Genomic DNA, 20,294 nt, shown 5'->3' with positions numbered 1-20,294 from the left:
TGTGTAGATCTGTCGGGTGATGACTTAGTTGCGGTACAGCACCTTGATTACATGGTAACCAAACTGGGTTTTTACTGGACCAAATGGTTTCAGTAACTCACAGGAAAACACCGCCTTATCGAAAGCGGGTACCATATCGCCTTTACGAAACTCACCCAAATCGCCGCCGTTACGTTTTGACGGGCAGGTTGAGTGTTTCTGCGCCAATTTTTGGAAATCGGCACCTTTTTCCAGTTGAGCAAGAATGTCGTTAGCCAGCTGTTCAGTGTCCACCAGGATGTGCAGGGCTGCTGCGGTATTTGCCATGTTGTTACCTTTTTGCAAAAGAGATTCCTGCGCGCAATGTAACATTTGCAACGCAAGATGTGGACAGTGACGTGCTTTCCTTAATAACAAATCCCCGGTCAAGATCGGTACCGCTTTCTGCTACAATCGCCTTCCGTTTTATGAGTGAGCAAGATCGTTATGCGCTTAAACCCCAGCCAACAACATGCTGTCGAATTCGTCACCGGACCTTGTCTGGTACTGGCGGGCGCAGGCTCAGGCAAGACCCGCGTTATCACCAATAAAATTGCGCACCTTATCCGTCAGTGTGGCTATCAGGCGCGGCATATAGCTGCCGTGACGTTTACCAACAAAGCGGCGCGTGAGATGAAGGAACGTGTGGCGCAAACGCTGGGGCGTAAAGAAACGCGTGGTCTGATGATTGCGACTTTCCATACGCTGGGGTTGGAGATTATCAAACGCGAATATGTCGCGTTGGGCATGAAATCCAACTTCTCTTTGTTCGACGATCAGGATCAGATGGCGTTGCTGAAAGAATTGACGGAGCAGTGGCTGGAAAACGATAAGGTTTTGCTGCAACAGTTGATCTCAACGATCTCAAATTGGAAAAACGATCTGATCGATCCAGCCGGTGCTGCGGCGACCGCCCGATCCGAACGTGACAAGCTGTTTGTACATTGCTACTCGCTTTATCACGAACATCTGCGTGCTTGTAACGTGTTAGATTTTGACGATCTGATTCTGCTTCCCACGCTGCTGCTGAAGCGGAATGCCGAGGTGCGTGAACGCTGGCAGAACCGCTTACGCTATCTGCTGGTGGATGAATATCAGGACACCAACACCAGCCAATATGAACTGGTTAAGCTGCTAGTTGGCACCCGAGCGCGTTTTACCGTCGTAGGGGATGACGATCAGTCTATTTATTCCTGGCGCGGCGCGCGACCACAGAACTTAGTGTTGCTACAACAGGATTTCCCCGCGCTTGACGTGATCAAACTGGAACAAAATTACCGTTCGTCCGGGCGTATTCTGAAAGCCGCCAATATTCTCATCGCCAATAACCCACACGTCTTTGAAAAGCGACTGTTCTCGGAGCTGGGTTACGGTGATGAACTTAAAGTGATTACCGCCAACAATGAAGATCACGAAGCAGAGCGGGTTGTGGGTGAGCTGATAGCTCATCACTTTATTAAAAAGACGCAATACGGCGACTATGCCATTTTGTATCGTGGCAACCATCAGTCACGTCTGTTTGAAAAGATGCTGATGCAAAACCGTATTCCGTATCGTATCTCCGGCGGCACGTCCTTTTTCTCCCGACCTGAAATCAAAGATTTATTGGCTTACCTGCGCGTACTGACCAACCCAGATGATGACAGTGCATTTTTACGTATTGTGAACACCCCCAAACGTGAGATTGGCCCGGCGACGATGAAGAAGCTGGGCGAGTGGGCAGGGCAGCGCAATAAAGGCTTGTTCAGCGCGAGTTTTGATCTCGGGTTGAGTCAGTCGCTGACCGGCCGTGGCTTGGAATCCCTGCAACGGTTTACACAGTGGCTGGCGGAGATTGCCCGTCTGGCGGAGCGTGAGCCTGTTGCAGCCGTGCGTGACCTGATACATGGGTTGGATTACGAAAGCTGGCTTTATGAAACCTCGCCCAGTCCAAAAGCTGCAGAAATGCGGATGAAGAACGTTAATCAGCTATTTAGTTGGATGACGGAAATGCTGGAAGGCTCCGATCTGGATGAACCGATGACGCTGACGCAGGTGGTGACGCGTTTCACGTTGCGGGACATGATGGAACGTGGAGAGAGTGAAGAGGAGCAGGATCAGGTTCAACTGATGACGCTGCATGCATCCAAAGGCTTGGAATTTCCATACGTCTTTTTGGTTGGGATGGAAGAAGGCCTGTTGCCGCATCAGAGCAGTATTGATGAAGATAACGTCGATGAAGAACGGCGTTTGGCATACGTGGGGATTACGCGTGCTCAGCGCGAATTGTTCTTCACGTTGTGCAAAGAACGCCGCCAGTATGGCGAATTGATACGCCCTGAACCGAGCCGCTTCCTACTTGAACTGCCGCAGGATGATGTGGTGTGGGAAACGGAAAGAAAAGTCGTTAGCCCACAGGAACGTATGCAGAAAGGTCAGACGAATGTCGCCAGTATCCGAGCGATGTTAGCGAAAGCAAAAGGGGAATAACCAATCCCCGTCATACTTCAAGCTGCATGTGCGTTGGCAATACTCGGCTCATCACTGAGCATCGCCCTAAAGGGCCAACGCTTCACGTTGTTCAAAACGTTAACGTTTTGTCCTGCAACTCGAATTATTTAGGGGATAACATATATCCGTTAAGCAGGGGGCTCTTCCAGCATTAGCGGCCAGTGTACGTAGCTCTGCCAGCGGCTTTCCTGTTCCAGCATTTCTGCTCGTAACGGGTGTTGAGCCAGCCAGCCAGCAGGCAGAATCAAACGCAACGCTTCACCTTCTACGCGTAACCGTACTGCTGGCAGCGTGTCATCTCGGCGGCGGCTGGCAAAAATAATCGCCAGACGTAACAGGCGGCACAGGCGCTGTGCTTGGCTCACCGGTAGCGCATTCTGCTGACTGAGCGGCATTAAATCGACGGGGTTAATCTGGTTTTGCAGGAGCGTGGCTAACAGTTTCTTCTGGGCTGGCGTAAAGCCGGGGAGATCGCTATGGCGAATCAAATAGGCTGCATGCTGGGGTGACTGGCGAAAATCAATGCTCAAACCGATTTCGTGCACCAGACAGGCGCTGCGCAGTAACTCTCGACATCGGCTATCTAACTGCCAGTCACGGGCAACTTGTTGCAGAAAGTTGTCTGCCAGTGTACTGACGCGTTTAGCTTGTTCGGTATCCAGCAGATAACGACGTTGTAGCGTCTCCAGCGTACGATGGCGGATATCCTGATCGACGGGCAGATCCAACATGCCATAGACCAGTCCTTCACGCAGAGCGCCTCCAGCCAGCGTCATCGTTTTGATGTCTAGCTCTTGGAAGATCGCCAATAGAATGGCGAGCCCGCTGGGGAAGACCAGCGCGCGTTCCAGCGTCAGACCATCAATTTCCAACTCTTCCAGTTTATCGCACTGAATAGCATGCTCTTTAAGCTGTCTGAGCTTCGGCAGGGTAATGTATTCATCCATACCCTGCGCAACCATGATTTCCTGTAGCGCTTGTACTGTTCCGGAAGCGCCAACGCAGATCTGCCAACCCTGTTCTCGCAGGGAGGCAGCGACGGGACGCAACATTTCACGCGCTGCGTTTTCAGCGCGTTCAAAATTACCCGCTTCCAGATTGCGGTCGCTGAAATAGCGATCCAGCCACGTTACACATCCCATTGGGAGGCTGATCAACTGGGTCGTTTTTGCGCCGATCCCCGTTGCCAGTTCGGTACTCCCCCCACCGATATCCACGACTAAGCGTGCATCTGGGCCACCCGTAGTATGTGCCACGCCTTGATAAATCAAACGTGCTTCTTCTTCACCGCTGATAACCTGAATCGGCAAGCCCAGAATTTCCTGAGCCCGTTGCAGAAACTCGTCAGCGTTCGTTGCCAGTCGCAGGGTTGCGGTCGCGACGACGCGTACCTGATCCTGCGGAATGTCCTGTAACCGTTCGGAGAACAGCTGTAGACACTGCCAGCCACGCTGCATCGCTTCCTGCGAGAGCCGATTCTGCTTATCCAGCCCTGCTGCAAGGCGGACTTTACGCTTTATTTTCGCCAGCGTCTGAATGCTACCTGCGGTTTCCCGGGTGACCAGCATATGGAAGCTGTTCGAGCCGAGATCGATGGCGGCGTAAAGTGAAGAAGAACTCAGCATCGACGGTTAGTCCGCTCGTTTACGGTTATTACGGGGCGCTCCACTGCGGCGCGGCGCATTACTGTGTCGGCGCGGGCCATTATTGGAACGCGGTGGGCGCGTTAAACGCTTCGGCGCAGGTAAATCACTCATCAGTGCGTCGCTGTTGTATTTGCTGACTGGGATGCCGTGACCGATATAGGTTTCGATCGCCGGGAGATTCAGCGCGTACTCTTCACAGGCCAGACTGATAGAAAATCCGCTTTGTCCCGCACGACCCGTACGGCCAATACGGTGAACATAGTCTTCGCAGTCATCCGGCAGGTCGTAGTTGAAAACGTGGGTCACAGAAGGAATGTGCAAACCGCGTGCTGCAACGTCCGTAGCTACCAGAATATCAAGACTACCCTGGGTAAATTCTTCCAGAATACGTAGGCGTTTCTTCTGCGCGACATCACCCGTCAGCAGCCCAACGCGATGACCGTCGGCAGCCAAATGGCCCCAGATGTCTTCACAGCGATGCTTGGTGTTTGCGAAAATAATGCAGCGGTCCGGCCATTCTTCTTCCAACAGCGTTTGGAGCAGGCGCATTTTCTCTTCGTTGGACGGATAAAACAGTTCTTCTGTAATGCGGTGGCCGGTTTTCTGTTCCGGTTCAACTTCCACATACTCTGCGTTATTCATTTGTTCAAACGCGAGTTCACGCACTCGGTAGGAGAGCGTAGCGGAAAAGAGCATATTCAGGCGCTGTGATGTTGCAGGCATGCGGCGGAACAACCAGCGGATATCTTTGATGAAGCCGAGATCGTACATGCGATCCGCCTCGTCCAGTACGACAACCTGAATCGCACCCAGATTAATATGGTTTTGTTTAGCGTAATCGATTAAACGACCGGTGGTGCCGATCAGGATATCAACGCCGTTTTCCAGCACTTTAAGCTGCTTGTCGTAGCCGTCGCCACCGTAGGCTAAACCCAGTTTTAACCCGGTCATGTGAGACAGCGCTTCTGCGTCTGAGTGAATTTGGACAGCCAGTTCACGAGTTGGCGCCATAATTAAGGCACGTGGCTGATTGGTCTGACGCTCTGCGTTTGCAGGGTGTGAAAGCAAATAATGGAAAGTAGACGCGAGAAAAGCCAGCGTCTTGCCGGTACCGGTTTGCGCCTGACCCGCAACATCACGCCCTGACAAAGCTAATGGCAGAGCTAACGCCTGAATAGGCGTACAGTTATGAAACCCTTTACTTTCAAGGGCTTCGATAACCTGCGGGTGCAGGGCGAAGTCGGAAAACTTCTGTTCAGTTAAGTGTGTTTTGCTCATAGTGTGGTAGAATATCAGCTAACGATTGCTTTACGAAAGCGTATCCGGTGAAATAAAGTCAACCTGTTGTTGGTTAATGCTACACCAACAAGGTAGAAATAATCCTGCGGAGTAAAATATGAGCGATAAAATAATTCACCTGACTGATGACAGCTTCGGCACGAAAGTATTGCAGGCTGAGGGCGCTACCCTGGTTGATTTCTGGGCTGAGTGGTGCGGTCCTTGCAAAATGATCGCTCCTATTCTGGATGAAATCGCCGAAGAGTTTGAAGGCAAACTGACGGTTACCAAGCTGAACATTGATGAAAATCCGGCTACTGCACCAAAATATGGTATCCGTGGTATTCCTACTCTGCTGCTGTTTAAAAACGGCGAAGTCGCTGCGACAAAAGTCGGCGCGCTGTCCAAAGGGCAACTGAAAGAGTTCCTGACAGCCAATCTGTAATTAGCGTGATCCCCTTCAAAAGGGTATTGCCGACGGGCACAATCGGGCAATATGCAATTCTCATATTGACTGCTTGCTGCTCGTCGGGAAGCGTGTTAGATTCATTAACACTGCATATCGTACTTGCCTATGTTTAAGCCCTTAGGCTTGAGCCTGAAAGTTAGAGTCTAAAGTATTATTCTGTGTCTAAATCGAAAAGTCGTTGTTTTACAAAATGATTGTTTTCCGAAATGATTGTTTTGAAAAGTGGTTGTTTTACAACACGTTGTGCTCCGATTTGGACAGTCTACTAGTTTTACAATAATTGGTTTTATGTGTCTTCGATCTCCTGCCGTTGGTTTATGCGGATATCGTTTATGCGGATGTTGTTTTGCGCGGATTTAATGCGCTTCAGGTGTGAAACCAGACAGGAATCCAGCGGTTGAAGGCTGTTATAGAGGCACGGATGATCCTGCCATACCATTCACGTTAATAGTTCGAGATTTACCCCGAGTTAAAGAACCCACCACTATGAATCTTACCGAATTAAAGAATACGCCAGTTTCTGAGTTAATTACTCTTGGCGAAAATATGGGCTTGGAAAACCAGGCTCGCATGCGCAAACAGGATATTATCTTCTCTATTCTGAAGCAGCATGCCAAAAGCGGCGAGGATATTTTCGGCGACGGTGTGCTGGAGATACTGCAGGATGGCTTCGGCTTTCTCCGCTCCGCAGACAGCTCCTACCTCGCAGGCCCCGATGATATCTACGTTTCTCCTAGCCAAATCCGCCGTTTTAACCTTCGCACTGGTGACACCATTTCTGGCAAGATTCGTCCGCCGAAAGAAGGTGAACGCTACTTTGCGCTGCTGAAAGTTAACGAAGTCAACTACGACAAACCTGAAAACGCCCGCAACAAGATCCTGTTCGAAAACTTAACACCACTGCATGCAAACTCTCGTCTGCGTATGGAACGTGGTAACGGTTCGACGGAAGATCTGACGGCGCGTGTGCTGGATCTGGCTTCGCCAATTGGTCGTGGTCAACGTGGTCTGATCGTTGCGCCGCCAAAAGCGGGTAAAACCATGCTGCTGCAAAACATTGCGCAGAGCATTGCTTACAACCATCCTGACTGTGTGCTGATGGTGCTGCTAATTGACGAACGTCCGGAAGAAGTTACCGAGATGCAGCGTCTGGTGAAAGGTGAAGTGGTTGCGTCAACGTTTGACGAACCCGCTTCCCGTCATGTTCAGGTCGCTGAAATGGTGATCGAAAAAGCGAAGCGTCTGGTTGAGCATAAGAAAGACGTTATCATCCTTCTGGACTCAATTACCCGTCTGGCGCGTGCTTACAACACCGTTGTTCCGGCCTCGGGCAAAGTGTTGACCGGTGGTGTGGATGCTAACGCCCTGCATCGTCCGAAGCGTTTCTTCGGTGCGGCACGTAACGTTGAGGAAGGCGGTAGCCTGACAATCATCGCTACTGCGCTGGTTGATACCGGTTCCAAAATGGACGAAGTGATTTACGAAGAATTTAAAGGTACAGGTAATATGGAACTGCACCTGGCTCGTAAAATCGCAGAAAAACGCGTGTTCCCAGCGATTGATTACAACCGTTCTGGTACGCGTAAAGAAGAGTTGCTTACCACCTCTGAAGAATTGCAGAAGATGTGGATCCTACGCAAAATCATCCACCCAATGGGTGAGATCGATGCGATGGAATTCCTCATCAATAAGTTGGCGATGACGAAAACCAACGATGAATTCTTCGATATGATGAAACGTTCATAAATCCGGGCATTCATCTATATATACCCTAAATAATTCGAGTTGCATGACAAAACGTTAACGTTTTGAACAGCGTGAACGCTGGCCCGAAGGGTGAGTCTCATTTATGAGACTCATTAATCCTCAGGAGCTTACATCAGTAAGTGACTGGGGTGAGTAAGAGAAGCTAACGCACATGCGGCTTGAAGTATGACGGGTACATTACGGATAACTCGGGGAACGCCACGCTGGGTCGTGGCGTTTTTTTATCCCCCAATTGACCAGATGTGATGCGTGTTTTCCGCTGGGAAGCCGCGGTTATCACTTCAATTTTTACTGGCGATCAATGTGGGCGATAGGATATAAGGCGTAAACCGAGTCTATACTGAACAGCTACAGCGAAGCTGTTAACGGTGAACTTACTCACTATGAGTACCGAATTACTATTTATTTTCTTGTTTTCTCTGGGCTTTCTTTTTTTTGCTCGCAGCATCGCGGGTAAAATAGGACTTGTCGATCGTCCCAACTACCGTAAACGTCATCGGGGTCTTGTACCTCTGGTTGGCGGTATCTCCGTGTATGCAGGTATCTGCTTTACCTACTTCATTACCGATCAATATATTCCCAACTTCCGTCTTTACCTGATGTGCGCGGGTGTGCTGGTTTTTGTCGGCATGCTGGACGATCGTTTTGATATCAGTGTGAAAATTCGCGCTGTTGTGCAGGCGTTTGTCGCTGTGGTGATGATGGCCCTTGCTGGCTTGACGATACACAACCTAGGGCATATTTTCGGCCCGTGGCAGATGGGACTGGGGCCATTTGGCTATCTGGTGACACTGTTTGCCGTTTGGGCGGCTATCAATGCGTTCAATATGGTGGATGGGATCGATGGACTGCTCGGCGGGTTGTCCAGCGTCTCGTTCGGGGCGATGGGAATTTTGTTGTATCTGAGCGGCCATACGAATCTGGCATTGTGGTGTTTCGCTATGATCGCGGCGACGTTGCCTTATATTCTGCTTAACCTCGGCATGTTTGGACGACGCTATAAGGTCTTCATGGGCGATGCGGGTAGCACGATGATTGGCTTCACGGCTATCTGGCTTCTGATTCAGACGACGCAAGGCCCGCAGCATCCGATTAATCCCGTTACGGCATTGTGGATCATTGCTATCCCGCTGATTGATATGATCGCCATTATGTATCGGCGCTTGCGCAAAGGGATGAGTCCGTTCTCGCCTGATCGGCAGCATATCCATCATTTAATGATGCGGGCGGGCTTTTCCTCTCGTCAGGCATTTTTGCTGATTACGCTCGCCGCTGCTTTATTGGCTGCGGTCGGCGTGTTGGGAGAATATTTCTTTTTCATACCCGAATGGGTCATGTTGGCATTATTCTTGCTTGCATTTCTACTGTATGGCTACTGCCTGAAACGAGCATGGCGGGTCGCCCGTTTTATCAAGCGAATCAAACGCCGTATGCGGCATTCCGATGAGCAAAAGCAGTCATCCTGACCAAATAATTTTGGGGAAGTAATGAAATCAGAGAACTTGTCTACCGGGAATGCGTTGATTGATAACGAACTGGATATCCGTGGTTTATTTCGCCTGCTGTGGCGTGGAAAGGTGTGGCCGATAGCAATCGGCCTGCTGTTTGCCGTCGTGGCATTAGGCTATTCCTATCTTGTTAAACAGGAATGGAGTGCAACATCGATTACCGACAAGCCGACGGTTAATATGTTGGGTGGCTATTACTCGCAGCAGCAATTCCTGCGTAACCTCGATGCTCGATCTTTTTCCTCTCCTCAGCCAGAACAACCGTCTATTTCGGCTGGTGCTTATGATGAATTCATCATGCAGTTAGCGGCTTACGATACCCGCCGCGATTTCTGGTTGCAGACTGACTATTATAAGCAACGTCTGGAAGGCGATGAAAAGGCTGATGCAGCCTTGCTGGATGAGCTGGTCAACAACATTCAGTTTACGGCGCGTGATGACGGGAAAAAAACCAATGACTCCGTGAAGCTGGTGGCGGAAACCTCTTCAGATTCCAACACGTTGCTTCGTCAGTATGTGACTTTTTCCAGCCAGCGTGCAGCCAACCACCTGAATGAAGAAATCAAAGGAGCTTGGGCTGCCAGAACCATTTTTATGAAGTCGCAGATCAAGCGTCAGGAAGCGGTAGCAAAAGCGATTTACGATCGTGAAGTCCGCAGCGTTGAGCTGGCGCTGAAAATCGCACAACAGCAAGGTATTAGCCGTAGCCAGACGGATACGCCAGCAGATGAAATCCCCGCATCGGAAATGTTCCTGCTCGGCAGGCCGATGCTTCAAGCCCGACTGGAAACGTTGCAGACCAGCGGCCCGCATTATGAACTGGATTACGATCAAAATCGCGCGATGTTGGCGACGCTGAACGTTGGCCCAACGCTTGAGGCCAGTTTCCAGACGTATCGTTATTTGCGTACGCCGGAAGAACCGGTGAAACGCGACAGCCCGCGCCGGGCATTCCTGATGGTGATGTGGGGTGCGATTGGTGTGCTAGTGGGAGCGGGTGTTGCCCTGGCTCGCCGTCTGCGTTAACCAGCTTGCTGATTTGCGTTTGATGCTCAGTGAGCGCCTGCGCCTAACCTGATTAAAGAGATTCAATGTGAAAGTGTTGACTGTTTTCGGCACCCGGCCGGAAGCCATTAAAATGGCACCGCTGGTTCATGCCCTGGCTCAGGATGGAGCCTTTGAATCGAGAATTTGCGTAACAGCCCAGCACCGGGAGATGCTGGATCAGGTGTTGCATTTGTTCGATATTACACCGGATTACGATCTAAATATTATGCGACCGGGACAGGGGCTCAGTGAGATATCCTGCCGGATTTTATCGGGACTTGAACCCGTCATGGCGGAGTTTAAACCGGATTTAGTGTTGGTTCACGGTGATACCACCACAACGTTGGCAACCAGTCTGGCGGCTTTTTATCAGCGTATCCCTGTCGGCCACGTGGAGGCGGGATTGCGTACTGGCAATCTCTATTCGCCTTGGCCGGAAGAGGCTAACCGTAAGCTGACTGGGCACCTGGCGATGTACCATTTTGCTCCGACGGAGCATTCCCGCCAAAATTTGCTGCGTGAACATTTGTCCGATCGGCATATTGTTGTGACTGGCAATACGGTGATTGATGCGTTGTTTTGGGTGCGCGATCGTATCCTCGGAGATGCCTCACTACGCCGCAGCCTCGACGAAAAATATGCCTTTTTGGAAGGCAGTAAAAAGCTGATTCTGGTTACCGGACACCGACGCGAGAGTTTTGGTAGCGGCTTTGAGCGCATTTGTGGCGCGCTGGCGGATATCGCCCGTCGACACCCTGAAGTGCAGATTGTATACCCAGTCCATCTGAACCCTAACGTCAGTGAGCCGGTGAATCGTATCCTGAGCGATATTGATAATGTGATGCTGATTGCGCCGCAGGATTATCTGCCTTTCGTGTATTTGATGAATCGTTCTTACATGATTTTGACCGATTCGGGTGGCATCCAGGAAGAAGCGCCGTCGTTAGGAAAGCCTGTATTGGTGATGCGTGATACGACGGAGCGGCCGGAAGCGATAGACGCGGGTACGGTCAAACTGGTCGGCACGGAAGTGGTGAGCATTGTGGATGCGGTATCTATGCTGCTGACGGATGAAGGGGCGTATCAGGCAATGAGCCGTGCCCACAACCCCTATGGCGATGGCCAAGCCTGTCAACGCATTGTGGATGCTTTAAAAAATCATAGGAAATGATTTTTAGCGCTGCTTTTGCAGCGACCCGAAGGGTGTCGGACAGGGATAGCTCGATATGAAAAATCGCCAGGAGCGATTTTAAACGTCGCCTTACGGCGGCAGACATAAAAATATCAGGTGACACTATGAGCTTTACTACCATTTCCGTAATCGGTTTAGGCTACATCGGTTTACCCACCGCAGCGGCATTTGCGTCGCGTCAGAGAAAAGTCATCGGTGTCGATGTGAACAAATTGGCGGTTGAGACCATTAATCGCGGTGAAATTCATATTGTCGAGCCCGATTTGGATACCTTGGTCAAGGTCGCGGTGGAAAATGGCTACCTTCAGGCGATGACAAAACCTGTGCCAGCCGATGCTTTCCTGATCGCAGTTCCTACCCCTTTCAAAGGCGATCACGAACCCGATCTGGCCTACGTTCAGGCTGCAGCAGCGTCCATCGCGCCAGTGCTGAAGAAAGGCGATCTGGTGATCCTTGAGTCGACGTCCCCCGTGGGGGCGACTGAGCAAATGGCCGAGTGGCTAGCCGATGCGCGCGCGGACTTGACGTTTCCGCAGCAGGTTGGGGAAACGGCGGATATCAATATTGCCTATTGTCCTGAACGGGTGCTGCCCGGTCAGGTCGTGGTTGAGCTGATTAAAAACGATCGCGTTATTGGTGGTATGACCCCAGTGTGCTCTGCTCGCGCCAGCGAACTGTATAACATCTTCTTAGAGGGTGAGTGTGTGGTCACTAACTCCCGCACCGCCGAGATGTGTAAGCTGACCGAAAACAGCTTCCGCGACGTCAATATTGCTTTCGCCAATGAACTTTCGCTGATTTGTGCCGAACAAAACATTAACGTATGGGAACTTATCCGATTGGCAAATCGCCATCCCCGCGTCAATATTCTGCAACCCGGTCCCGGCGTAGGCGGGCACTGTATCGCAGTCGATCCTTGGTTTATCGTGGCGCAGAATCCGCAGCAGGCTCGGTTGATTCATACCGCCAGACTGGTGAACGATGGCAAGCCACTCTGGGTGGTGGATCGGGTCAAAGCGGCCGTGGCGGATTATCTGGCACAAACGGATAAACGCGCCAGCGAGGTCACTGTGGCCTGCTTTGGATTAGCGTTCAAGCCGGATATTGACGATTTGCGCGAAAGTCCTGCCGTGGGAATTACTTCCATGATTGCGCAGTGGAATACGGGTGTGACGTTAGTTGTCGAACCGAATGTCAAACACCTGCCGTCCGTGTTGGCTGGGCAGGTAAAACTGGTCGATACCAGCAGTGCATTAAAAGAAGCCGATGTGCTAGTGATGCTGGTAGACCACCGTCAGTTTAAGGCGATTAACCCAGACGATGTGAAACAACAGTGGGTTATTGATACCAAAGGAGTATGGCGTTGAAACGTATTTTAATTACCGGTGGTGCAGGGTTTATTGGTTCCGCGTTAGTCAGATACATTTTGGCTGAGACGCAGGACAGCGTCGTGGTTGTCGATAAACTGACTTATGCGGGCAACCTGTCTTCACTGGCACCGGTTGCCGATAGCTCACGCTTCGCATTCGAGCAGGTAGATATCTGCGATCGTGCTGAACTGGATCGTGTCTTTACGGCTTACCAGCCTGCGCTAGTGATGCATTTAGCGGCAGAAAGCCATGTTGACCGCTCTATCGACGGCCCTGCGGCGTTTATCGAAACCAATATTGTCGGCACCTATACGATGCTGGAAGCAGCACGCCACTATTGGCAGAACCTGGCTGATGCGGACAAGAATGCGTTTCGCTTTCACCATATTTCTACCGATGAAGTCTTTGGCGATCTGCATGGGACGGACGATCTGTTTACAGAAACCACGCCTTATGCGCCGAGCAGCCCTTATTCGGCATCGAAAGCTTCCAGCGACCACCTTGTTCGCGCCTGGCTGCGCACCTACGGGTTCCCGACCGTTATCACGAACTGCTCGAATAACTACGGTCCTTACCATTTCCCTGAGAAGCTGATTCCGCTGGTGATTCTGAACGCGGTCGCGGGCAAACCGTTGCCGGTTTACGGCGATGGCGCACAAATTCGTGATTGGTTGTTTGTCGAAGACCATGCCCGCGCACTGTACAAAGTCGTGACGGAAGGCGAAGTCGGTGAGACGTACAACATTGGCGGCCACAACGAACGTAAAAATATTGAAGTGGTGCAGACCATTTGCGCACTGCTGGAAGAGCTGGCGCCGAATAAACCTGCTGGCGTAGAGCATTATTGCGATCTCATCACCTATGTGAAAGATCGCCCAGGCCACGACATGCGTTACGCGATCGATGCCGGGAAAATTGAGCGTGAGTTGGGCTGGCGTCCAGAAGAAACGTTTGAGACGGGCATGAAAAAAACCGTTAGCTGGTATCTGAATAACGAAAAATGGTGGTGCAGCGTGCAGGACGGTTCCTATACCGGCGAGCGTTTAGGACTGAACGACTAAACCTGTACTGAGATGACAGAAAAGCCAGATGACGGAAAAGAAAGGAGCGAAACGATGTCCAATTCCATATCAGCAGGAAAGGGAGAAATTCGCGCCACGGTTGAACCGCTGGGCTGGGAGAGTGAATTCTTCCAGATCGACAGCGGTAAGCTGAATTTTTCGCCTTCTGCGCCTGTGTTGATGCCTGATGCGTTGAACGGATTTGCGCTGACGCAGGCCAAAATCGCGGCGGACAATCTGGTGCTGGCGGATGCGCTGGCCGATCTCGGTTTTCGCTTGGTGGAAGGCGAGGTCGACCTCAGTCTGCTTCTGCATCCGACGACAGTCGCTACGCCACTACCGCGCTGGCGTGAAGCCACGCTCGATGATATTCCTGCGCTGAGGGACGCGGCATCACGTGTTTTTGCGCTGAGCCGTTTCCGTACGCCGTGGTATCAGCCGGAGGATAGTGGGCGTTTTTACGCTCAGTGGGTTGAAAATGCGGTATGCGGTAAGTTCGACCACAGTTGTTTGATGATGGAAGATGCCGAGGGTCATCCACAAGGATGGGTCACGCTGCGCAGACTGGATGACTCGGATGCCCGTATCGGGCTGCTGGGCGTCTGGCCGGGCGTTACGATACGCGGTATTGGTTCACAACTGATGGCGCTGGCGGAAGCGTGGTGCCGACAGCAAGGGTTGATACGCCTTCGGGTTGCGACGCAGGTTGGCAACGTGGCGGCTCTTCGTCTTTATCTTCGCCGTGGTGCCACGATTGAGAGCACGGCGTATTGGTTATACAGGTGAATACATGATTCCATTTAATGCGCCACCGGTTGTCGGTACGGAACTGGATTATATGCAGGCTGCCATGAGCAGCGGCAAATTGTGCGGCGATGGCGGATTTACTCGCCGTTGTCAGCAGTGGCTGGAACATTACTCCGGCAGCAAGAAAGTCCTGCTTACGCCTTCCTGCACAGCGTCGCTGGAGATGGCCGCTATCCTACTGGATATTAAGCCCGGCGATGAAGTGATCATGCCGAGCTATACCTTCGTTTCTACCGCCAACGCCTTTGTGCTGCGCGGTGCGAAGATCGTGTTTGTCGATATCCGCCCGGATACGATGAATATTGACGAGACGAAGATCGAAGCGGCAATTACGGAAAAAACACGCATTATCGTGCCGGTTCACTACGCGGGCGTCGCCTGCGAGATGGACGCGATTATGGCTCTGGCGAAAAAATACGATTTATATGTCGTGGAAGATGCGGCACAGGGCGTGATGTCCAGCTACAAAGGCCGCGTTCTGGGGTCTATTGGTCACATCGGCTGCTTCAGTTTTCACGAAACCAAAAACTACACCTCGGGCGGTGAGGGCGGGGCCACGCTGATTAATGACGCGAGGCTGGTGGAACGAGCGGAAATCATCCGTGAAAAAGGCACCAACCGTAGCCAGTTCTTCCGTGGGCAGGTGGACAAATACACCTGGCGTGACATCGGCTCAAGCTATCTGATGGCGGATATTCAGGCTGCCTATCTCTGGGCTCAGTTGGAAGCGGCGCGACCCATCAACGAGCGTCGCCTGAAACTGTGGCAGAACTACTATGCGGCATTCAAATCGCTGGCCGATGCGGGGCGTATAACGCTGCCGACCGTGCCTGCCAATGGGATTCACAACGCACACATGTTTTATATCAAACTGCGCGATCAGGACGACCGCAGTGCGTTTATCAATTACATGAAAGAAGCCGAAATCATGACGGTCTTTCATTATATCCCGCTACATAGCTGTCCGGCGGGTCTGAACTTCGGTCGTTTCTCCGGTGACGATCGCTACACCACGCAGGAAAGCGAACGGCTGGTACGTTTACCGCTGTTCTACAACCTGTCGGACGTCAATCAGCGCACCGTCATTAATACCATTCTGAGCTTCTTCTCCTGATATGTCGTTGGCGAAAGCATCGATATGGACGGCAGGCTCCACGCTGATAAAAATCGGCGCGGGGCTCGTTGTCGTCAAACTGCTGGCGGTCACGTTTGGCCCCAGCGGCGTGGGAATGGCAGGGAATTTCCGCCAGCTTATTACAGTGTTAGGCGTGTTAGCTGGGGCGGGGATTTTCAACGGTGTCACCAAATATGTCGCGGAATATCAACAACAGCCGGACCGGCTGAAGCCGCTGCTAGGCACGTCCATCACGCTGGTGCTGGGGTTCTCAACGCTGCTGGCGGTACTCTTTCTGGCAGCAGCAACGCCTATCGCCAATCTGCTGTTTGGGCATGAGGACTATCGCGATGTGGTGCGTGCGCTGGCGTTTATCCAGATGGGTATTGCCTACGCCAACCTGTTTCTGGCAATCCTCAAAGGCTATCGGGATGCGATAGGCAACGCGCTGGCCGTGATCGGCGGTAGCCTGATCGGGCTGGCTGCCTTTTGGCTCTGCCTGCGGCTGGGCGGCTATGCTGGTGCGCTTGCGGGGATGGCGCTGGTGCCTGCATTGTTGGTAATTCCTTCAGGAATCATGCTACTGCGTCGTACGCCGCTGTCGCTGGCGTCGCTAAAACCAGCATGGGATCGTGCCATCGCTGGGCAGTTGGGCAAGTTTACGTTGATGGCGCTGATGACGGCGGTGACGCTGCCCGTGGCGTACATCATGATGCGTAACCTGCTGGCGGCGCATTACAGCTGGGATGAAGTGGGCATTTGGCAGGGCGTCAGCAGTATTTCCGATGCTTATCTACAATTTATTACCGCCTCCTTTACCGTTTATCTGTTGCCGACGCTCTCGCGTCTGACAGACAAGGCCGCGCTGGCGCAGGAGATTATTCGCTCGCTGAAGTTTGTGCTGCCCGTTGTGGCGTGCATCAGCTTGTGTGTGTGGCTGCTGCGAGATTTTGCTATCTGGCTGCTGTTCTCTAGCCAATTTACCGCAATGAGAGATCTCTTCGTTTGGCAGTTGGTCGGGGATGTAATGAAAGTGGGCGCTTACGTCTTTGGCTATCTGGTCATTGCGAAAGCGGCACTGCGCTTTTATCTGCTCACAGAAGTCAGTCAGTTTCTCCTGTTAACCGGTTTTTCTCACTGGTTAATCCCGCTTTATGGCGCACAAGGCGCAGCGCAGGCCTATATGGCAACCTACCTGGTCTATTTTTTGCTTTGTTGTTGCGTATTCATTATTTACCGTAGGCGAGCATGACGACACTGATTCATGTATTGGGATCTGATATCCCGCATCATAACCAGACCGTTTTACGTTTTTTTAATGACGTACTGGCGACGGAACTCCCCGAGCATCAGATTCGGCATTTCATCGTGGCGTCTCACGACGGCATTTCGCCAGCCGATTTTCCTGCATTGCGTATCGAAACCTGCGTGGATAAAAAAACGCTGGCTGAGGCGGTCATCGCCAGAGCAAAGTCGAATCGTAAGATGCGCTTTTTCCTGCATGGGCAGTTTAATCCCACGCTGTGGCTGGCGCTGCTGAGCGGGAAAATCAAATCTGAGCAGGTTTACTGGCACGTTTGGGGCGCAGATTTGTATGAAGAAGCAAGCAGCCTGAAATATCGCCTGTTTTATCTGCTGCGGCGTATGGCGCAGAAGCGTGTCGGACACGTGTTCGCCACGCGCGGCGATCTGGCATGGTATCAGCAGCGTGCTCCTCGCGTGCCGACGTCATTGTTGTACTTCCCAACGCGGATGGATCCGGCGCTAACGGGCATGCAGGTGGATAAACCGCTGGCTGGACCGATGACGATTCTGGTCGGCAATTCTGGCGATCGCACGAACCGTCATCAGGAAGCGCTGCGGGCGATCCACAAGCAGTTCGGGAACAATGTGCGGGTTATTGTGCCAATGGGCTACCCCGCGAATAATACGTCCTACATCTCTCAGGTGGAAAAGGACGGTTTGGCGCTGTTTGGTGTGAAAAATTTCCAACTGCTGAAAGACCAATTGGCGTTTGATGATTATCTCAATATGCTGCGCACCTGTGATTTGGGCTATTTTATTTTCGATCGCCAGCAGGGGATCGGGACGTTATGCCTGCTGATTCAGTTTGGCGTGCCGTTCGTGATTAGTCGGCAAAATCCGTTCTGGCAGGATCTGACGGAACAAGGTCTACCCGTGTTGTTTTACGGTGACCAGATGGATGAAGCGTTGGTGCGTGAGGCACAGCGCCAACTGGCATCGGTAGATAAACACCGGATCGCGTTCTTTAATCCCAATTATCTGCAAGGTTGGCGGGATGCGCTGGCATTGGCGACGGGAGAACCGACATGACGCTGGGGCAATTTGGTGGGCTGTTTGCCGTCTACCTGATTTCAGTCATCTTTATCCTGAGCCTGATTTGGATGGAGTTTCGGCGCGTACGTTTTAACTTTAACGTACTGTTTTCTTTGCTCTATTTATTGACGTTCTATTTTGGTTTTCCGTTTACCTGTGTGCTGGTGTTCCGGTTTGGCGTCGACGTCGTCCCTGTGCAATATCTGCTTCAGGCAATGCTGTCCGCAACCGCGTTCTATGCCATCTATTACGTCAGCTATAAGACACGACTACGCCAGAAAATCTCTGTGCCGCGCACGCCATTCCTGACGGTGAATAGGGTTGAAGCTAACTTGACCTGGCTGCTGCTGGCGTTGATCGCGGTAGCGACCGTCGGCATTTTCTTTCTCAACAACGGTTTCCTGCTATTTAAGCTGCGTTCTTATAGCCAGATATTTTCCAGCGATGTGTCCGGCGTGGCGTTGAAACGCTTTTTCTACTTCTTCATTCCGGCAATGCTGGTGGTGTATTTTCTGCGCCAGACGCAGCGTGCATGGCTGATGTTCCTCATCGGCACGGTCGCCTTTGGGATGCTGACGTATGTGATTGTCGGCGGCACGCGCGCGAATGTGATCATCGCCTTCGCCCTGTTTCTGTTTATTGGTATCGTGCGCGGCTGGATTACGCTCTGGATGTTAGTCGCGGCTGGCGTGTTTGGGATTATCGGGATGTTCTGGCTGGCGCTGAAGCGCTATGGGCTGGATGTCAGCGGCGATTACGCCTTTTATACTTTCCTCTATTTAACCCGTGACACCTTCTCGCCTTGGGAGAATCTGGCGCTGCTGTGGCAGCACTATGACAAGATTGAATTTCAGGGGCTGGCACCGATTGCTCGTGATTTCTACGTCTTTATTCCCTCCTGGCTATGGCCGGATCGTCCGAATCTGGTGTTAAACAGTGCGAACTATTTCACCTGGGAAGTGTTGAATAACCACTCCGGGCTGGCGATATCCCCTACGCTGTTAGGCTCGCTGGTGGTGATGGGCGGCGTGCTATTTATCCCGCTGGGGGCGATCGCCGTGGGACTGGTTATCAAGTGGTTTGACTGGGTGTACGAGCTAGGTAAGAACGACAGCAATCGCTATAAGGCCGCTATTTTGCAGGCGTTCTGCTTCGGTGCGGTATTCAATATCATTGTGCTGGCCCGTGAGGGCGTCGATGCCTTCGTTTCACGCGTGGTGTTTTTCTGTCTGGTATTTGGCCTGTGCCTGCTCGTTGCCAAACTGCTTTACTGGCTGCTGGAAAGCGCCGGGCTCATCCGGCAGCGGCTGATGCGTATGCGTGCCACGCCGCTCGCGCCGACACCCAACACCGTACAGGACCCTGTGATCAAGGAGCAGATATGACCGAGTTAAAAACCACAGAGACAATCCCTCTGTATACCATTCGTGGTTTGCCCATTCACGGTTTCCGCAATATGGGGGCGTTTGTTGACTACCTATTTGTGGGAGAGCGGGTTGAAACGGGTACGCTTGTTGCGATTAACGCGGAGAAAGTGCTAACGGCGGAAAAAGATGTAGCGCTGCGTACGCTGCTCGATCGCGCAGAGTATAAGTATGCGGACGGCATCAGCATTGTGCGTTCTATTCGGCGCAAGTACCCGCAGGCTGACGTCACGCGGATTGCAGGGGCTGACCTGTGGGAAGCGCTAATGGAACGAGCGGGCAAACAGGGAGCGCCCGTTTTTCTCGTGGGCGGTAAACCTGATGTGCTGGCACAAACGGAAGCGAAACTGCGGGCGCAGTGGAACGTGAATATTGTCGGCAGTCAGGATGGCTATTTTACGCCAGAGCAGCGCGATGCCTTGTTCGAACGTATCCGAGCCAGCGGCGCCCAGATTGTTACCGTCGCGATGGGGTCGCCACGGCAGGAAATCCTGATGCGCGATTGTCGCCACCACTATCCTGATGCTTTGTATATGGGCGTGGGCGGCACGTATGACGTCTTTACCGGACGTGTTAAGCGTGCCCCGCTCGTGTGGCAAAACTTAGGGTTGGAATGGTTGTATCGCTTGCTGTCCCAGCCGAGCCGTATTTTTCGGCAGTTTAAGCTGTTGAAATACGTTGCTTATCACTACAGCGGTCGTCTGTAGCCTTATTGAATTGGCGCGTTGGACGCGCCAACCTTTCCTCGTCGTCTTTCCCCACAGCC

At 52.1% G+C, this 20,294-nt stretch carries 17 protein-coding genes; 14 read left to right on the top strand and 3 right to left on the bottom strand.

Features of this window, described 5'->3' with window-relative positions:
- Nucleotides 1–24 precede the first annotated feature (24 nt).
- Entirely contained in the window at nt 25–306 is a 282-nt protein-coding gene (gene ppiC, locus A0G03_RS09525) for a peptidylprolyl isomerase PpiC (protein WP_011095687.1), read from the bottom strand.
- 159 nt (nt 307–465) lie between these two features.
- On the opposite strand from ppiC, the gene rep reads away from it, so the two are divergent.
- On the top strand, nt 466–2,487 hold the full coding sequence (rep, locus tag A0G03_RS09520; protein WP_048262955.1) for a DNA helicase Rep: 2,022 nt from the start codon (nt 466–468) through the stop codon (nt 2,485–2,487).
- Between the two features lie 149 nt (nt 2,488–2,636).
- Here the strand turns inward: rep and ppx are convergent, their stop codons facing one another.
- Together ppx and rhlB are read right to left on the bottom strand one after the other, a co-directional pair.
- Entirely contained in the window at nt 2,637–4,133 is a 1,497-nt protein-coding gene (gene ppx, locus A0G03_RS09515; protein WP_048262953.1) for an exopolyphosphatase, read from the bottom strand.
- Between the two features lie 6 nt (nt 4,134–4,139).
- The gene (rhlB, locus tag A0G03_RS09510; protein WP_048262951.1) at nt 4,140–5,432 is read right to left on the bottom strand and encodes an ATP-dependent RNA helicase RhlB; all 1,293 of its coding nucleotides are present in this window, start codon (nt 5,430–5,432) and stop codon (nt 4,140–4,142) included.
- Between the two features lie 118 nt (nt 5,433–5,550).
- Here rhlB and trxA point away from each other — a divergent pair, with 118 nt between their 5' ends.
- The 13 genes from trxA (at nt 5,551) to wecG (ending at nt 20,235) form a co-directional block, all read left to right on the top strand.
- On the top strand, nt 5,551–5,877 hold the full coding sequence (gene trxA, locus A0G03_RS09505; protein ID WP_011095683.1) for a thioredoxin TrxA: 327 nt from the start codon (nt 5,551–5,553) through the stop codon (nt 5,875–5,877).
- Nucleotides 5,878–6,387: 510 nt separating this feature from the next.
- Nucleotides 6,388–7,647, top strand: coding sequence for a transcription termination factor Rho (gene rho, locus A0G03_RS09500; RefSeq protein WP_048262948.1), 1,260 nt, complete (start codon nt 6,388–6,390; stop codon nt 7,645–7,647).
- Nucleotides 7,648–8,036: 389 nt separating this feature from the next.
- Nucleotides 8,037–9,134 carry a UDP-N-acetylglucosamine--undecaprenyl-phosphate N-acetylglucosaminephosphotransferase gene (wecA, locus tag A0G03_RS09495; protein ID WP_011095681.1) on the top strand — a complete coding sequence of 366 codons (1,098 nt, stop codon included), beginning with the start codon at nt 8,037–8,039 and terminating at the stop codon, nt 9,132–9,134.
- 21 nt (nt 9,135–9,155) lie between these two features.
- A complete protein-coding gene (gene wzzE, locus A0G03_RS09490) occupies nt 9,156–10,202 on the top strand; it encodes an ECA polysaccharide chain length modulation protein (RefSeq protein WP_048262946.1) in 1,047 nt (348 codons plus the stop codon).
- Between the two features lie 67 nt (nt 10,203–10,269).
- Nucleotides 10,270–11,394, top strand: coding sequence for a non-hydrolyzing UDP-N-acetylglucosamine 2-epimerase (wecB, locus tag A0G03_RS09485; protein ID WP_048262944.1), 1,125 nt, complete (start codon nt 10,270–10,272; stop codon nt 11,392–11,394).
- Between the two features lie 125 nt (nt 11,395–11,519).
- Nucleotides 11,520–12,782, top strand: coding sequence for a UDP-N-acetyl-D-mannosamine dehydrogenase (gene wecC, locus A0G03_RS09480; RefSeq protein ID WP_048262942.1), 1,263 nt, complete (start codon nt 11,520–11,522; stop codon nt 12,780–12,782).
- Nucleotides 12,773–13,846, top strand: coding sequence for a dTDP-glucose 4,6-dehydratase (gene rffG / locus A0G03_RS09475; RefSeq protein WP_198528828.1), 1,074 nt, complete (start codon nt 12,773–12,775; stop codon nt 13,844–13,846). The genes wecC and rffG overlap by 10 nt, the downstream gene beginning before the upstream one ends.
- A 54-nt stretch (nt 13,847–13,900) precedes the next feature.
- On the top strand, nt 13,901–14,632 hold the full coding sequence (wecD, locus tag A0G03_RS09470; RefSeq protein ID WP_048262940.1) for a dTDP-4-amino-4,6-dideoxy-D-galactose acyltransferase: 732 nt from the start codon (nt 13,901–13,903) through the stop codon (nt 14,630–14,632).
- 4 nt (nt 14,633–14,636) lie between these two features.
- Nucleotides 14,637–15,767: a dTDP-4-amino-4,6-dideoxygalactose transaminase gene (rffA, locus tag A0G03_RS09465; RefSeq protein ID WP_011095675.1), complete on the top strand. Its 1,131-nt coding sequence runs from the start codon at nt 14,637–14,639 to the stop codon at nt 15,765–15,767.
- Between the two features lies 1 nt (nt 15,768).
- A complete protein-coding gene (gene wzxE / locus A0G03_RS09460) occupies nt 15,769–17,019 on the top strand; it encodes a lipid III flippase WzxE (RefSeq protein ID WP_048262938.1) in 1,251 nt (416 codons plus the stop codon).
- Nucleotides 17,016–18,101, top strand: a complete 1,086-nt coding sequence (locus tag A0G03_RS09455; RefSeq protein ID WP_048262937.1) for a TDP-N-acetylfucosamine:lipid II N-acetylfucosaminyltransferase — start codon at nt 17,016–17,018, stop codon at nt 18,099–18,101. The genes wzxE and A0G03_RS09455 overlap by 4 nt, the downstream gene beginning before the upstream one ends.
- Nucleotides 18,098–19,489, top strand: coding sequence for an ECA oligosaccharide polymerase (gene wzyE, locus A0G03_RS09450; protein ID WP_048262936.1), 1,392 nt, complete (start codon nt 18,098–18,100; stop codon nt 19,487–19,489). Before A0G03_RS09455 ends, wzyE begins: the two co-directional genes overlap by 4 nt.
- Nucleotides 19,486–20,235, top strand: coding sequence for a lipopolysaccharide N-acetylmannosaminouronosyltransferase (gene wecG / locus A0G03_RS09445; protein ID WP_048262934.1), 750 nt, complete (start codon nt 19,486–19,488; stop codon nt 20,233–20,235). The genes wzyE and wecG overlap by 4 nt, the downstream gene beginning before the upstream one ends.
- Nucleotides 20,236–20,294: the final 59 nt, after the last annotated feature.

Origin of the sequence: Pectobacterium peruviense (assembly GCF_002847345.1) — a bacterium.
Lineage (GTDB): Bacteria > Pseudomonadota > Gammaproteobacteria > Enterobacterales > Enterobacteriaceae > Pectobacterium > Pectobacterium peruviense.
Note: the sequence above shows the minus strand (reverse complement) of the source record. Positions and strands in the feature narration are given on the sequence as shown.